Below are 14583 nucleotides of genomic sequence, written 5' to 3'. Positions count from 1 at the left end.
TGGCGCGGGACCCCGCGCAGGCCCGCAGCACAAGCCCCCCGCTCCGCTTAGAAGGTGCGCCAAATGGATATTATTCTCAGTAACTCCAGCGGGAAACCCATCTACGAACAGATCACCGACCAGGTGAAGGAGCAGATCATGACCGGCACGCTGGCGGCGGGGGACGCCCTGCCCTCCATGCGGCTGCTGGCCAAGGAGCTGCGGATCTCCGTCATCACCACCAAGCGTGCCTACGAGGAGCTGGAGCGGGAGGGATTTCTGGAAAATGTGCCGGGCAAGGGCTGCTTCGTGGCGCCCCAGAACCGGGAACTGCTGCGGGAAGCCCAGCTCCGGAAGGTGGAAGAAAAGCTGTCCCAGGCGGTGGACGAGGCCCGGAAGGGCGGCTTCCCCCTGGAGGAGCTTCAGGAAATGCTAAACTTATTGTATCAAGGTGACAATATATGACAAATAGTATTGAAATACAGGGGTTATGTAAGTCCTACGGGGACTTCGCCCTCCGGGACGTGAGCCTCACCCTCCCCGGCGGCGCCATTCTGGGACTCATCGGAGAAAACGGGGCGGGCAAGACCACCACCATCAAATGTATCCTGAACCTGATCCGCCGGGACGGGGGCAGCATCACCCTGCTGGGCCAGGACAACCTGCGCCAGGAGCGCACCGTCAAGGAGGACGTGGGGGTGGTGCTGGACGAGTGCTTCTTCCACGACTCCCTGCGCGCCAAAGACATCAGCACCATCCTGTCCCCCGTCTACCGGGACTGGGACGACGGGCTGTTCCGGGACTATCTGGACAAGTTCAAGCTGCCGGGGAACAAATTCATCAAAGAGTTTTCCCGGGGCATGAAAATGAAGCTGTCCCTGGCCGCCGCCCTGGCCCACCGCCCCAGGCTACTGATCCTGGACGAGGCCACCGCCGGACTGGACCCGGTGGTCCGGGACGAGATCCTGGATGAGTTTCTGGGCTTCATCGGAGACGAGGAGCACTCCATCCTCCTCTCCAGCCACATCATTACCGACCTGGAAAAGGTGGCCGACTACATCACCTACCTCCACCAGGGACAGGTGGTGCTGTCCGGCTCCAAAGACGCCATTCTGGACAGCTACGGAAAGGTGGGCTGCACCGCCGCCCAGCTGGAGCAGATCGCCCCCGGCGACCTGCTTCGGGTCCGGAAAGGCCCCTTTGGCTGCGAGGGGCTGACCGCCGACCGGGAGGCCTTCCGCCGCAGCTATCCCGGCCTGACGGTGGACCCGGCCTCACTGGAGGACATCATGCTTCTGATCGGAAAGGGGGAGCCGGTATGATCGGCCTGGTTTGGAAAGATATTCTGGTGATGCGCAAGACCCTGCGGGCCTACGCCCTGTTTCTGGCCTTCTACTTTATTCTGGGGGTGATGGGGGCCTTTGACATCTCCATGGTCACTGCCATGCTCCAGGTCATCCTGCTCATGCTGCCCATCAGCGCCTTCTCCTACGATGAGCTGGCCAAGTGGAACCGCTATGCGATGACCTTCCCCCTGGGCCGCAGGGCCGTGGTGGGGGCGCGGTACCTGTTTTGCCTTCTTACCGCCCTGTTTGCCAGTGCCTGCGGGCTGCTGATCTGCGTATTCACCTCCCTGATGGGCCGAAGCCAGCTGGAGGAAAACCTGGCTGCCGTCCTGGTCTCCCTGGGCGTGGGGCTGTTCATTGTGGACATCATGCTCCCCCTGTGCTACAAGCTGGGGCCGGAGCGGGCCCGGCCCTACCTGTACGTTGTGGTGTTCTTCCCCATCATCGCCCTGTTCCTGGCCTCCAAGCTGGGCTTCCACATGGACCTGTCCTTTCTGGATCGGATGTCCGCAACCTCCGCATTGGGTGTTTTCGCTCTGGTCCCCCTGATCGCTTTGGCGGGGACGTGGCTGTCCTGGCTGGTCTCCTGCCGCATCATGGCGGACAAGGAGTTCTGAGATGGACGGGGTAAAAATCGGGGTCCTGCTCCTCTGGGCCCTGTGCGGACTGTCCATCCTGGTAGCCCTGCTCCGGTTCATCTGGACCGCCTCCGGCCCGGAACGGCTGCTGGTCCTGGGGCTGTGCCTGCTGACCGCCGCCAGCCTGCGGCGGACAAACTACAAATAAAAAAAGCCTGCCTTTCCCTGGAAAGGCAGGTTTTTTTCTCATGTGATTCCGCGGCAGCGGCCCATTCGCAGGCGGTATTATACCTGCCGCGGGGCCTCGCTCCCGGAGGCGAAGGTACGGATGGCTTTGGCGTCCTCCTCCCGCTTCTCCTGAATGGCTTCCTTCAGGATCATATCCTTCACCTTCATCAGGCGGATGGTGTTGGCGCGCTCATTCTCATCCAGCTTCATGGTGATATACTTGATACTCTCCTGCATCTGCGGGATCTTCACATATTCCAGGGCGTTGACCCGGCGGCGGGTCTTTTCGATCTCCTCCGCCAGCAGCTGGGAGGTCTTTTCCACCTCGGCCAGCCGCAGCATGTCCTGGAACACCTGGGACATGGCGTCCACCGCGTCATCCAGCTCGCCGCTGGTCTGGGCGAAGCCGTAGGGGTAGACCTCGCCCGGGTCCTGGCTGCTGGTCTTGAAGTGGTACTGGGGCACGTCCACCGACATGATATTCTGGAAGGTCATGTCCAGCTCCACCGACTGCTTTGGGTACAGCAGGGACTGCTCCAGCATCTCGGGAGACATGAGGGCGGCGGCCACGGTGAAGGATCCGTGGGCCCGCATCAGGCCCTCCTCCACCCGTTTCCGGAGGGCCCGGTTCTCCCGCACCACGTCCATGAACTGCTTCATCAGCTCGTCCCGCTTGTCCTTCAGCAGCTTGTGCCCCCGGACCGAGGTCCTGAGCCGGTTTTTCAGCCGGGTCAGCTCTTGGCGTGTGGGATTGATGGTCGTACTTGGCAATTTGGTTCACCTCTTTCTGGTCGAACTGCCTGTAACGGCGGGCGCACACCCTGCGCCCCTACGAATAGGGTGCCGTTATCGGGGCGCGCGCCGCGCGCCCGAGGCACAACCAAATTCAGCCCTCCTTCTTGGGCAGGTACTTTTCAATATACTCCGGCTTGATCCGCTTCAGCTCGCTGCGGGGCAAAATGGACAGCAGCTCCCAGCCCAGGTCCAGGGTCTCCTCGATGGACCGGTTCTCATCGGTGCCCTGGGCCACATAGCGCTTCTCAAACTCGTCGGCAAACTTGGCGTACAGCAGGTCGGTGGGAGACAGGGCGGCCTCGCCCAGGATGGACATCAGCTCCTTGTTCTCCTTGCCGGTGGAGTAGGCGGCAAACAGCTGGTTCATGGTATTGGCGTGGTCCTCCCGGGTCTTGCCGGGGCCGACGCCCTTGTCCTTCAGACGGGACAGGGAGGGCAGCACGTCCACGGGGGGATTGATGCCCTTGCGGTACAGCTCCCGGGACAGGATGATCTGGCCCTCGGTGATATAGCCGGTCAGGTCGGGGATGGGGTGGGTCTTGTCGTCCTCGGGCATGGTCAGAATGGGGATCATGGTGATGGAACCCTTCTTGCCCATCTGGCGGCCGGCCCGCTCGTACATGGTGGCCAGGTCGGTGTACAGATAGCCCGGATAGCCCCGGCGGCCGGGGACTTCCTTCTTGGCGGCGGAGACCTCACGCAGGGCCTCGGCGTAGTTGGTGATGTCGGTCAGGATGACCAGCACGTGCATGTCCTTCTCAAAGGCCAGGTACTCGGCAGCGGTGAGGGCCATACGGGGGGTGGCGATACGTTCCACGGCGGGGTCGTTGGCCAGGTTGGTGAACAGCACGGTACGGTCGATGGCGCCGGTGCGCTTGAACTCCTCCACGAAGAAGTTGGACTCCTCGAAAGTGATGCCGATGGCGGCGAAGACCACGGCGAAGTTGGCGGCCTCATCGCCCAGCACCTTGGCCTGACGGGCGATCTGGGCGGCCAGCACGTTGTGGGGCAGGCCGGAGCCGGAGAAGATGGGCAGCTTCTGGCCGCGGACCAGGGTATTCAGTCCGTCGATGGTGGAGATGCCCGTCTGGATAAACTCGTTGGGGTAGTTCCGGGCGGCGGGGTTCATGGCCAGGCCGTTGATGTCCCGGTACTCGTCGGCCAGGATGGCGGGACCGCCGTCGATGGGCTGGCCCATGCCGTTGAACACCCGGCCCAGCATGTCGCCGGAGACGGCCAGCTGGAGGGGGTGGCCCAAAAAGCGGATCTTGGAGTCCTTCAGGTTAATGCCCGCGGAGGCCTCAAACAACTGGACCACGGCGGTGTCTCCGTTGACCTCCAGCACCTTGCAGCGGCGGACGGAGCCGTCGGACAGTTCGATCTCGGCCAGCTCGTCATAGGTGACGCCCTGGACCCTGTTGACCACCATCAGAGGGCCGGAGATCTCCTGAATGGTTTTATATTCCCGAATCACAGGTCATCCTCTCCCTTCTCCGCGATGGCGCCGATCTCTTCTTCCATCTCCACCAGCATATTGGCGTAGGCGTCCTTGTACTGGTCGGCGGGGACGGACTTGGCCCGGCCGATCTTCTCCCGGACGGGTACGTTGAACAGCTCGTTCAGCTCCCCGCCCCGCTCCGCGGCGGCCCGGCACTGGTTCTCATACTGGTGGATCATGGCCAGCATCCGGGCCTGGCGGTCATACTCAGAGTAGGAGTCGATGTCCACAAAGGAGTTCTGCTGCAAAAAGTCCTCCCGGATCATCTTGGCGATCTCCAGGGTGATCTGGTCCTTGGCGGACAGGGAATCCTTGCCTACCAGCTGGACGATTTCGTTCAGGCTGGCCTCCTCCTGGAGGGTGGACATGGCCCACTCCCGGTTGGCCAGGAAGTCCTTGCCCAGGTTCTCATCGTACCAAGGCTTCAGGGAGTCCAGATAGAGGGAGTAGGAGTTCAGCCAGTTGATGGCGGGGAAGTGGCGGCGGTAGGCCAGAGAGGCGTCCAGGGCCCAGAACACCTTGACGATCCGCATGGTGGCCTGGGAGACGGGCTCGGACAGGTCGCCGCCGGGAGGGGACACGGCGCCCACGGCGGTCAGGCTGCCACGGCGATCCTCCTCGGAGCCCAGGCAGGAGACGGAGCCGGCCCGCTCGTAGAACTGGGCCAGACGGGAGGACAGGTAGGCGGGATAGCCCTCCTCGCCGGGCATCTCCTCCAGACGGCCGGACATCTCACGCAAAGCCTCGGCCCAGCGGGAGGTGGAGTCGGCGATGACGGCCACGGCGTAGCCCATGTCCCGGAAATACTCGGCGATGGTGATGCCGGTGTAGATGGAAGCCTCACGGGCGGCCACGGGCATGTCGGAGGTGTTGGCGATGAGGACGGTTCGCTTCATCAGGGACTCGCCGGTCCGGGGGTCCACCAGTTCGGGGAACTCCCGCAGAACGTCGGTCATCTCGTTGCCCCGCTCGCCGCAGCCGATGTAGACCACCAGGTCCACGTCAGACCACTTGGCCAGTGCGTGCTGCATCACCGTCTTGCCCGAGCCGAAGGGGCCGGGGATGGCGGCGGTGCCGCCCTTGGCTACGGGGAAGAAGGTGTCCACGATCCGCTGGCCGGACTGGAGAGGGATGACCGGGGGATATTTGTGCTTATAGGGGCGGCCCACACGGACGGGCCACTTCTGCATCATGGGCAGCTCCACCTGGGAGCCGTCCTCCTGCTCCAGCACGGCCACCGTCTCGGTGACGGTGAAGGAGCCGGACTGGATAGAGACGATCTTGCCCTTCATCTTGGGGGGGATCATGATCTTGTGGAGGATGGAGGGGGTCTCCTGGACGGTGCCGATGATGTCGCCGCCCACCACCCGGGTCCCGGGCTCCACGGTGGCGTTGAAGTCCCACTTCTTCTCCCGGTCCAGAGCGGGCACCTCCACGCCGCGGGGCAGATTGTTGCCCTGGACCTTCTTCATGATCTCCTCCAGGGGGCGCTGGATGCCGTCGTAAATATTTTCCACCAGACCGGGGCCCAGCTCCACGGACAGGGGGGAGCCGGTGGTGACCACCTCGGCCCCGGGGCCCAGGCCGGCGGTCTCCTCATAGACCTGGATGGAGGCCGAGTCGCCGGTCATGGTGAGGATCTCGCCGATGAGGCGCTGCTCACCCACGCGGACCACGTCGGCCATGTTGGCCTCCTCCATGCCGGTGGCCACCACCAGCGGGCCGGAGACCTTGACGATCTTTCCCATAGGCTAAACCTTCTTTCTGACAAAGGTTGTTCTTCAAACCTTTCTTGTTGTCACGCTGCGCCTGTTCGCGGCGCGTTTCTCATAAAATATCTGCGCCCACCGCCCGTTCCACGGCGGTCTTGACGTTGGCCATGCCGATGCCCAGAGAGCCCTCCTTGCCGGGGATCAGGATGATGGCCGGCGTCAGGGCGTCCTTATACCGGGCGATCTCGGCGGGCAACTGGGCGGCCAGCTGCTCGGTCATATAGATGATGGCGTAGTTCTCCTTGGCCATGCGGTGCAGGGCCTCCCGGCCCTCCTCGGGGGTGGCCACGGGGCACACATCCAATCCCAGGGCCTTGAAGCCCAGAACGCTGTCCATGTCGCCCATGACGGCGATCTTATACATTAACCCCCACCCCCTTACACATAGGTCTCCCGGAGCCGGGCCCGGATGGTGTCCCCATCCAGCCCCGCCGCCCGGCCAGCGAAAATGGTCCGGATGGCGGTAAACTCCAGTTCTTTGGCGTACAGATAGCCCACCACCGTCTGCTCCCCGAAGGGGATGCGGCGGGCGGCGGACAGATAGGCGGTGACGGCGTCGTCGCAGGCCTTTTCAAAGGCCGTCAGGGCTCCGCCACCGGGCTGGGCCAGCTTGGCGCCCAGCTCCGCCGCCTGGGCCAGGGGGCCGGAACGGAAGACCTCGCCCAGGCTCTCGCCCCGGGCAGCGGCCACCGTCTGCTCGGACACATTCCCGCCGGGCAGCAGCACCTGGCGCAGGAAGTCCCCCTCCTTGCCCATCCGGGCCACCCGGACGGCGGTGCGCAGGTTGGCCACATCCACGGACAGGCGCACATAGCCCCGGAGAAAATCGCTCTCCAGGCCCTCGGCCAGACAGGCCATCTCCGCAAAGCAGGCCCGGTCCAGGACCAGGTCGGCCTGCTGGGGATCATGGCTCTCGGCCAGGACGTTCTCGGCCTGGGCCGCGGCCTTCCGGAAGGTCTCGGAGCAGTCCCGCAGGTCCTCCTTCTGCCAGTCCTCCAGCAGCTGCTGGGGCTGGTAACGGCCTCCGGGAAGGAGCAGCCGCTCCGCCGGAACGCCCATGGCGCGGGCCTTCAGGATAGTCTTTGCGTTGTGGTAATCATATTTCAGCTGGAAGATCTCCACCAGCCGGTGGTCGGGAGCCGCCGTCTCCATGTCCCGGAACACATCCGCCCGGGCCTGGGCCAGAACGGCGTCCAGCGACTCCCCCTCTCCGTATCCGCACTCGCCGAGCACCTTCATGGCCTCCGCCGTGTCCCGGGCGTCGATCATGCGGTCCATGCGCTCCCGGGTCAGCAGGCGGTTCTCCATGGCCCGGATGCGGGCGGAGACGGAGAGATAATCCGTATCTTTGCGGTGGGACAAGGGATACCTCCCCCCTTCTCAATTTAGGAGTTAGAAATTAGAAAACTGAAGCGAACCGATCTGTTACACATCAATTCCTCATTCCTAATTGAACAGCAGGTTTGCCACGTCCTTCTCCAGCTTCTCCCGCTGGAGGCGGACCAGGGTCTCGAAGGCGCAGTTGATCTCCACGTCTCCGTCCACCATGATAAAGCCGCCCTTGATGGGCCGGGTCTCCTCGCTGAGGGTGAGCATCCCGGTGCCGGTGACGATGGCGGCGGTGGAGTTGACCACCTTGCCCAGGAGGGCTCCCACCTTGGTGTCGGTGATGGAGTTGGGCAGCTCGGGGGCCACGCCCTTCACCAGGGTGTCGTTGGCGGCCACCACCACCTGCTTGCCGATCCGGGCGCGGTCCTTGGGGGAGAACACCAGCTGCTCCCGTCCGGTGGAGGAGGCCTCCACCGCCAGACGGGTCAGCAGCTCGATGTATTCCCCGTCGGGCAGAGTGCACAGCTTCTCCAGGGCCAGGTCGAAGGCCTCGCCCAGCACCTCCTGCTTGGCCCCCAGGGCCAGCTTTCTGGTCTCCATCTGGGCGGCGGACTTCAGCCGCTCCAGCCGCTCGTCGGCGGCCTTCCGGCCCCGGGCCAAGGTGTCGGCGGTCTCCTTGTCCGCCTGGGCCTGGGCCGCCTTGCCGATGGACTGGACCTTCTCGTCGGTCTGGGCCGTCAGCTGGGCGATCTCCGCCTCGGTGTCCGCGGCGATCTTCGCCGTGATCTTTTCAATTCCGTTCATATCGTTTCCGCCTTTCCTGTCCGGGCAGATTTTTTAGATCCACAGCAGCATCAGCATGGAGGCCAGCAGGGACAGAATGGCGTAGAACTCAACGATACCGCAGAGGATCAGGCCCTTGGACCAGTCGTCGGGCTTCTTGGCCAGGATGTTGATGGAGCCGGCGGCCACGCGGCCCTGGGCGATGGCGGACAGCAGGCCGCCCAGCGCCATGGGCATACAGGCGGCGAAGTAACGGAAGCCCTCGTTCAGGGTCAGATTGGCGGCGGAGCCGTCCATCATTCCCATCTGGATGAGGGCGAAGAACCACACCACCAGGCCGTACAGGCCCTGGGTGCCGGGGAGCAGCTGCAGGACCATGACCTTACCGGATTTACTGGGGTCCTCGCACAGCAGGCCGGTGCCGGCCTCGCCGGCCAGGCCGGTACCCTTCGCGGAGCCCACACAGGACAGACCCACCGCCAGGCCGGAGCCCAGCAGCGCAATGGCGAGACCGCCGATGTTTTCCAGGAACATAATGATTTCCTCCTTTTATTTGACCACTTTATAATATTTGGTGTTCAGCTCCAGGGGACGGAAGGGCTTGCCGCCGTCCTCATAGAACCGGCCGAAGTATTCCAGGCACTGCAGGCGCATGTCGTGGACATAGCAGCCCAGCAGGTTCAGGGCCATGTTCAGGGCGTTGCCCACCATGGCGATGATGAAGAAGGTGATGACGTTTCCGGTGAGGGCCCCCAGGGTATTGAACACCTGGGCAATGACCGCGCCGGCCAGCATCAGGGCCATCAGGCGGGAGTAGGACAGGATGTCGCTGAAATAGCCGGTGACATTGTTATACAGCGACCCGCCGATCCCCATGATCTTTCCCACAATGCCCTTTTTCCCGTAGCCCTGGGTGAGGACCAGCAGCACCAGGATGGCGATGAGGGCGGCCTTGACCTGCCCCGCCAGGATGCCCCCGGCCAGCAGGACAAAGACCAGATACCAGACGCCCTCGTTGCACAGGGCGGCCATGACCTCGCCGCCCTTGATCTTCCGGTACATGCTCACGGCCATGCCGGTGAAGATCTGGGCCACACCGATGGCCAGGGAGCCGATCAGCACCGCCAAAGCGTCATCCAGCGGGGAGAACAGGGCGGGCATGGCGGTAAAAGAGGTGTCGGGGTTGATCATCTGGGCCAGCTGGGGCAGCAGGTCTCCGAAGAAGCCGCCGGTGAGCATCCCCATGAGGAAGGTGCTGACGCCGCACAGCCCCAGCAGAGGGACCATGTGCCGCATGGTGGGCCCGTCGGGCTTGGCCTTTTTCATGACGATGACCGAGGCCAGCATCATCAGCAGGCCGTACCCCATGTCCGCCATCATGAAGCCGTAGAAGAAGATAAAGAAGGGGGCCATCAAGGGGTTGGGGTCCACCGTCCCGTAGGCGGGCAGGGAGTACATCTCCGTGACCATGTTCAGGGGCCGGGTGAACCAGTTGTTTTTCAGCTGCACCGGCACCTGAGCATATTCCTCGGGGGCCGGGTCAGTCGCTTCAAAGGCGCAGGGGTAAGGCTCCAGGGCCTGTTCCAGCTCGGGCCAGCGCTCCGCCGGGATCCATCCCTCCAGGAAGAAGGTGACCCCGGTGTCCAGGGTCCGGTCCCGGGATTCCTCCCGGCTGACCTCCGCGGCGGTGCAGTCGGCCAGCTGCTGCAAAGCGGGCCGCAGCCCGCCCATACCAGCCAGCTTCTCCTCCAGCCGGCTCTTCTCCCCGGCCAGGGCTTCCAGTTCCCGGTCCAGGCGGGCGGTGTTCTCCGCCGCCGTCCCGATCCAGTCCCGGAGGTTGGCCCGGGACCATCCCAGGTCCTTCAGGGCCTCCAGCACCGCCTGGCTCTGGCTGGCGTGGCAGACCAGCAGGCAGTACCGGGCCTCCCGGTCGGCGGACACTTGGGTCAGCTGGGCCAGTTCTCCCGCCGCCGCGGCGGCCCGCTCCGCCTCCTCAAAGGGGAGGGCGCCGGGCAGGGTGCCCAGCTGGATGGTCACCTGGTCGCCGGAGCCGGTCTCCAGGGGCAGGTCCAGCCCCAGCCAGGGGGCCAGGGCCGCCTTTTGGCTTTCCACTTTCAGCTGCTCGGAGTGGATAGCGTTGATCCGCCGCTCCGCGCCGTTGATCTCTTCCGCGGCCACCAGGGCTTGTCCCGCGGCCTGGGGGTCCAGGAGCTGGTCCTGGGTCAGGTCCGGCTTGGCCTGGAGCATCTTGCTCTTTTCCGGGGCGCTGCGCTTCAGCACAGCCACTGCCCGCTCGGCCTCGCTGTTCCGCTCCCGGGCGTCACTCAGTTCCCCGCTGTCCGGCCGGGACAGGGAGGCCCAAACCGGATCCTCGGGATCAACGGACGGCTCATCGATCTCCACGCAGCCCATGCCCTGGAGCAGGTGCAGCAGACGTTTCCGGTCGCTGCCCATGGCCACCAGCCGCAGATGCTTCATTTTGACGATGGCCATCAGCGATTCACGACCCTTTCTACGATAAACTGAGCGGCCTGGTCCAGCCGCTTGCGGGCGTCCTCCTTCATGGTCTCGCACTCCTGGCGGGCCTGGTCCATGACCTGCTCAGCCAGGCGGGCGGCCTCGGTCTCGGCGTCCGCCATCATCCGCCGGGTCTCCCCTTCGGCCTGGGCGCGGGCGTCTTCCAACAGGCGCTGGGCCGAGCGCTGGGCTACCGACAGTTTCTGTTTGCTCTCCGCGGCAGCGGCGTCCTTGCGCCGTTTGGCCTCCGCCTCCGCTTCCGTCACTTTTTGAATGGCTTCTACTGCCATGATTCCACCACCTTTTTTGAGTTGATGCGTATGGGAAAAATTCCTTAGATTTTATTTTATGTGATATGCCATCAAAATGCAAGCCCTATTTTATTAAACTTTCTTTCGGTTGACATATTTCTCTTTTTTCCTTCACCTAAAACGCCCATTTTTTTGCGGTCCGCCGATTTTTCCGGCTTTTTTTCTCCTTTTTTATGCGTTTCTCCATGATTTCGTTCTTTTTTTCATCACCGCCGCGAAAGAAAAAAAGCCTTTGGTTGCAAAACGCTCCCAAAGGCTCATTTCCTGTTTTCAAGACGCCGGACCTTCCAGCACCGCCCGGTGACCATCTGAATTCCCCTCCAGCGCGGGGACCACGGCCACCAGCCGCTGCTCCGGACGGGAGAGGCCCAGTCCGGCCAGCAGTTCCGCCAGCGCAGGCTCCTGGCCGTCCTCCACCAGCCAGAGCCGCTCCACATTGGGCTCCAGGACGGCTCCGGTCAGGCCGCTCCGCTCCGACCCCAACCCCTCCCGGTCCGTCTCCAGAGACAGGGCCGTGCCGTAGGGGGCCAGCGCCTCCTTGACCTGGCTCAGGAAAGCCGCCATCCCTTCCTCATATCCGCCGCCGGCGAAGGAGCCACCGGAGGAAATGGCCTCCAGGTTGCCCCGGCAGGGGAAAGAGGCGCACACCAGCACGATCTCGTCAAAGCCCAACTGGGCCAGTTCCCCGCACAGGCCAGCCAGATAGTTCCGCGCCTCCTGACTGTCCGGGTTCAGCCAGCGTAGGCCCAGTTCATCCCGCCAGTTCCCATAGCTGGCCCGGAGGGCCACGTCGTTGCGCTGGTAAGGCAGGGTATTGTCCCGGAAACAATACACCCGGGCCGCCGTGTAGACCTCTCCCTGGTTCCAGGCCCGCAGGGCCTCGTTGACCGCCTCGGTCCCCATGGGCACCGAGGACTGGACCGCCAGGGTCTGGCCGGTGCGCCAGGCCAGATGGCCCTCCCGGTCCTTCATCTCCAGGACCAGGCCGTTGGCGCCGGCCGCCTCCAGCCGCTGGGCCGCCGTGCCGTCCACTACCGCCGACACCGGCAGTTGCACCGCCGCCAGGGCGTCCTCCTCCGCCTGGGAGGCGGACGTGGACTGCTCCCCCTGCTCCTGGGCGTCGGGTTCCCGGGGCCGGACCACCACGCTCACGTCGCCCAGCTCAGAGGTGCCCGGGTCTGTCTTTCGGAAAAACGGCAGATCGACCCGCAGGCCGTTGTCTGTGAAGACGAAATAGTCCTGTCCCAAAACCAGGGCCCCCACCGCCAGCACCACCAGGACCGCCAGCACCAGGGCGATGAGCTTCAGCAGCTCATGGGCCGTCCTGCGCCCCCGGTAACCGCTGTAACCGTATCTGGATCGACGCATACCTCTGCCTCCTTCTTCGCCGGGTCAAACCTTTCTGATAGGATATGTTACGTTTTATCCCGTTTTCAAACCGGGGAATGGAAAAAACTCTCAAATCACAAAGCCGCCGTCTACCCCCAACACCTGTCCGGTGATGAAGGAGGACGCCTCCGAGGCCAGAAACACCATGGCCCGGGCCACCTCCTCCGGGGTGCCGATGCGGCCCAGGGGGGTCTCCTCCCCCAGGGCGTCCAGGTCCGCCTGGGACAGGTGTCCGTTCATCTCGGTATCGATGACCCCGGGAGCCACGCAGTTCACCCGGATGTGGGAGGGGCCCAGCTCCTTGGCCAGAGCCCGGGTCAGTCCGATGACCCCCGCCTTGGCGGCGGAGTAGGCCGCCTCGCAGGAGCCGCCGGTCACCCCCCACATGGAGGACACGGTGACGATGGACCCCCGCTGCCGGCGGACAAAGCCGGGGTAAGCCGCCCGGATGGTGTAAAACACCCCGTCCAGGTCCACCCCCATCACCCGCCGCCACTGCTGGTCGGTGGTGTCGGTGAGCAGCTGCTGGGGCAGGGCCACCCCAGCGCAGCACACCAGGGCGTCCAGCGGCCCCATGGCCTCAGCCGCCTCCACCAGAGCGGCCGCCTGGACCGGGTCGGACACGTCCCCCTCCAGGGCCACCGCCTCGATCCCGGCGGAGGCCAGCTCCGCCGCCAGGGCCAGGGCCCTGTCCCGGCTGCGGCAGTAGTTCAGGGCCACCCTCCAGCCCTGTGCCCCAAACTCCCGGGCCGCGGCCGCTCCGATCCCCCGGGAGGCCCCGGTGATCAGTACATTTTTCCCCATAACGGCGCACTCCTTTCCCCGGCGGATCAGCCGAACACGCCCTGGACCAGCACCATATACAGCACCGTGGCCCCGAAGATGGACAGCAAGTCGTTCCCCTTCCAGAGATGGAGCACCACCGCCGCTCCCCCCGCCAGCAGGCTGGGCGCCCAGCCCGCCGGGGAAGCGAAGGTGATCCCTTTCAGGCAATAGACGATGAGCATGGCGATAATGGCCGGGGGCAGCACCTGGCCCAGGTAGAGGACCAGCTTGGGCGGGTGGTCCCCCCGGTCAAAGAGCAGGAAGGGCAGCGCCCGGGTGAGAAAGGTGACCACCGCCATGACGGCGATGGACGCGATGGCTTGTCCTGTGGTCAGTGTCATGTCCCCGCCTCCTGTTTCGCTTTTCCGGTCCGGCGCTCCTCCAGCCTGGGCCGCATCAGGGTCAGCACCAGCACGATGATGCCCAGGGCGGGGAGCAGCATGTCCTCCGCCCCCACCAGCATCAGGCTGGCCAGGGTGGCGGCGGCCCCCAGCAGGGCGGGCAGGTGGCTGCCCGCCGCCTTCCACTGTCCCACGGCGATGACCAGGAACAGGGCGGTCATGGCAAAGTCCACCCCCGTGGTGTCAAAGCCCAGGGCGGCCCCGGCCAGGGAGCCGATGACGGATCCCAAAATCCAGTAGCTGTGATCCAGCAGGGCCACGCAGAAGTAGAAGTCGTGCTCCTCCACCCCCTCCGGCGGCCGGGCGGAGCTGAGCAGCGCATAGGTCTCGTCGGTGAGGGAAAACATCATATAGAGCTTCCGCGCCCCCATGCCCCGGAATTTCTCCAGCATGGACAGGCCGTAGACCAGGTGCCGGAAGTTGATCATCAGGGTCAGGAACGCCACCTGGGGCAGGGAGGCCCCCGTGGCCAGGAGAGACACCCCCAGGTACTGGCCGGACCCGGCGTAGATGGTCAGGCTCATAAAGAAGGCCCACACCACCCCGTAGCCCGCCGACTGAAGCATCAGGCCAAAGGCCATCCCGATGGCCAGATACCCCATCAGCACCGGCACCGTTACCGGGAAGGCCGCGGCCAAGGTCTTACGATCCATAGCGCGATTCCACCTCATTGTGAATAGTTCCCTGTCATTGTACCCGTTTTTTCTCCGGTTCGCAACCCCCTGCCCCGTTCCTTTTCCGTCTGTGTTAAGAAAGGGTAAATGTTCACACTTTTCGCCTTGATTTTTCCGTTTCTCCCCCTATAATAATGTCTACTGAATAAACCGCAAGC

The 14583-nt window shown here is 64.2% G+C and carries 17 protein-coding genes; 4 read left to right on the top strand and 13 right to left on the bottom strand.

The window, feature by feature from the left end; all coding sequences use genetic code 11:
* Positions 1-63: 63 nt before the first annotated feature.
* Genes I6E42_RS06015 through I6E42_RS06000 form a run of 4 tightly spaced genes read left to right on the top strand, consistent with a single transcriptional unit; the run spans position 64 to position 2111 of the window.
* Entirely contained in the window at positions 64-444 is a 381-nt protein-coding gene (locus tag I6E42_RS06015; protein WP_235371029.1) for a GntR family transcriptional regulator, read from the top strand.
* Positions 441-1301, top strand: a complete 861-nt coding sequence (locus tag I6E42_RS06010; protein WP_235371028.1) for an ABC transporter ATP-binding protein — start codon at positions 441-443, stop codon at positions 1299-1301. The genes I6E42_RS06015 and I6E42_RS06010 overlap by 4 nt, the downstream gene beginning before the upstream one ends.
* Entirely contained in the window at positions 1298-1942 is a 645-nt protein-coding gene (locus I6E42_RS06005) for an ABC-2 transporter permease (RefSeq protein WP_235371027.1), read from the top strand. The genes I6E42_RS06010 and I6E42_RS06005 overlap by 4 nt, the downstream gene beginning before the upstream one ends.
* Before the next feature lies 1 nt (position 1943).
* On the top strand, positions 1944-2111 hold the full coding sequence (locus I6E42_RS06000) for a hypothetical protein (protein WP_235371026.1): 168 nt from the start codon (positions 1944-1946) through the stop codon (positions 2109-2111).
* Between the two features lie 77 nt (positions 2112-2188).
* Here I6E42_RS06000 and I6E42_RS05995 read toward each other — a convergent pair whose 3' ends face one another.
* The 13 genes from I6E42_RS05995 to I6E42_RS05935 form a co-directional block, all read right to left on the bottom strand.
* A complete protein-coding gene (locus I6E42_RS05995) occupies positions 2189-2902 on the bottom strand; it encodes a V-type ATP synthase subunit D (protein WP_235371025.1) in 714 nt (237 codons plus the stop codon).
* A 115-nt stretch (positions 2903-3017) separates the two neighbouring features.
* Positions 3018-4400: a V-type ATP synthase subunit B gene (locus tag I6E42_RS05990; RefSeq protein WP_235371024.1), complete on the bottom strand. Its 1383-nt coding sequence runs from the start codon at positions 4398-4400 to the stop codon at positions 3018-3020.
* The gene (locus I6E42_RS05985) at positions 4397-6172 is read right to left on the bottom strand and encodes a V-type ATP synthase subunit A (protein ID WP_235371023.1); all 1776 of its coding nucleotides are present in this window, start codon (positions 6170-6172) and stop codon (positions 4397-4399) included. The genes I6E42_RS05990 and I6E42_RS05985 overlap by 4 nt, the downstream gene beginning before the upstream one ends.
* Before the next feature lie 79 nt (positions 6173-6251).
* Entirely contained in the window at positions 6252-6560 is a 309-nt protein-coding gene (locus I6E42_RS05980; protein WP_235371022.1) for a V-type ATP synthase subunit F, read from the bottom strand.
* Positions 6561-6574: 14 nt separating this feature from the next.
* Positions 6575-7558, bottom strand: coding sequence for a V-type ATPase subunit (locus tag I6E42_RS05975; protein WP_235371021.1), 984 nt, complete (start codon positions 7556-7558; stop codon positions 6575-6577).
* Between the two features lie 84 nt (positions 7559-7642).
* Entirely contained in the window at positions 7643-8329 is a 687-nt protein-coding gene (locus tag I6E42_RS05970; RefSeq protein WP_235371020.1) for a V-type ATP synthase subunit E, read from the bottom strand.
* Between the two features lie 33 nt (positions 8330-8362).
* A complete protein-coding gene (locus I6E42_RS05965) occupies positions 8363-8842 on the bottom strand; it encodes a V-type ATP synthase subunit K (RefSeq protein WP_235371019.1) in 480 nt (159 codons plus the stop codon).
* A gap of 15 nt (positions 8843-8857) precedes the next feature.
* Positions 8858-10801 (bottom strand): V-type ATP synthase subunit I, encoded by a 1944-nt coding sequence (locus tag I6E42_RS05960; protein WP_235371018.1) that lies wholly within the window; start codon positions 10799-10801, stop codon positions 8858-8860.
* Positions 10801-11115: a V-type ATPase subunit subunit G family protein gene (locus tag I6E42_RS05955; RefSeq protein WP_235371017.1), complete on the bottom strand. Its 315-nt coding sequence runs from the start codon at positions 11113-11115 to the stop codon at positions 10801-10803. Before I6E42_RS05955 ends, I6E42_RS05960 begins: the two co-directional genes overlap by 1 nt.
* A 291-nt stretch (positions 11116-11406) precedes the next feature.
* On the bottom strand, positions 11407-12504 hold the full coding sequence (locus I6E42_RS05950) for a putative glycoside hydrolase (protein WP_235371016.1): 1098 nt from the start codon (positions 12502-12504) through the stop codon (positions 11407-11409).
* A gap of 90 nt (positions 12505-12594) precedes the next feature.
* Positions 12595-13329 (bottom strand): elongation factor P 5-aminopentanone reductase, encoded by a 735-nt coding sequence (gene ymfI / locus I6E42_RS05945; protein WP_235371015.1) that lies wholly within the window; start codon positions 13327-13329, stop codon positions 12595-12597.
* Between the two features lie 26 nt (positions 13330-13355).
* Positions 13356-13691 carry a branched-chain amino acid transporter permease gene (locus I6E42_RS05940; RefSeq protein ID WP_235371014.1) on the bottom strand — a complete coding sequence of 112 codons (336 nt, stop codon included), beginning with the start codon at positions 13689-13691 and terminating at the stop codon, positions 13356-13358.
* The gene (locus tag I6E42_RS05935; RefSeq protein WP_235371013.1) at positions 13688-14404 is read right to left on the bottom strand and encodes an AzlC family ABC transporter permease; all 717 of its coding nucleotides are present in this window, start codon (positions 14402-14404) and stop codon (positions 13688-13690) included. The genes I6E42_RS05940 and I6E42_RS05935 overlap by 4 nt, the downstream gene beginning before the upstream one ends.
* Positions 14405-14583: the final 179 nt, after the last annotated feature.

This window comes from Pseudoflavonifractor phocaeensis, assembly GCF_021531815.1.
In the GTDB taxonomy this organism is placed as follows: Bacteria; Bacillota; Clostridia; order Oscillospirales; family Oscillospiraceae; genus Lawsonibacter; species Lawsonibacter phocaeensis_A.
This window is presented reverse-complemented; position numbering and strand designations above follow the sequence as displayed.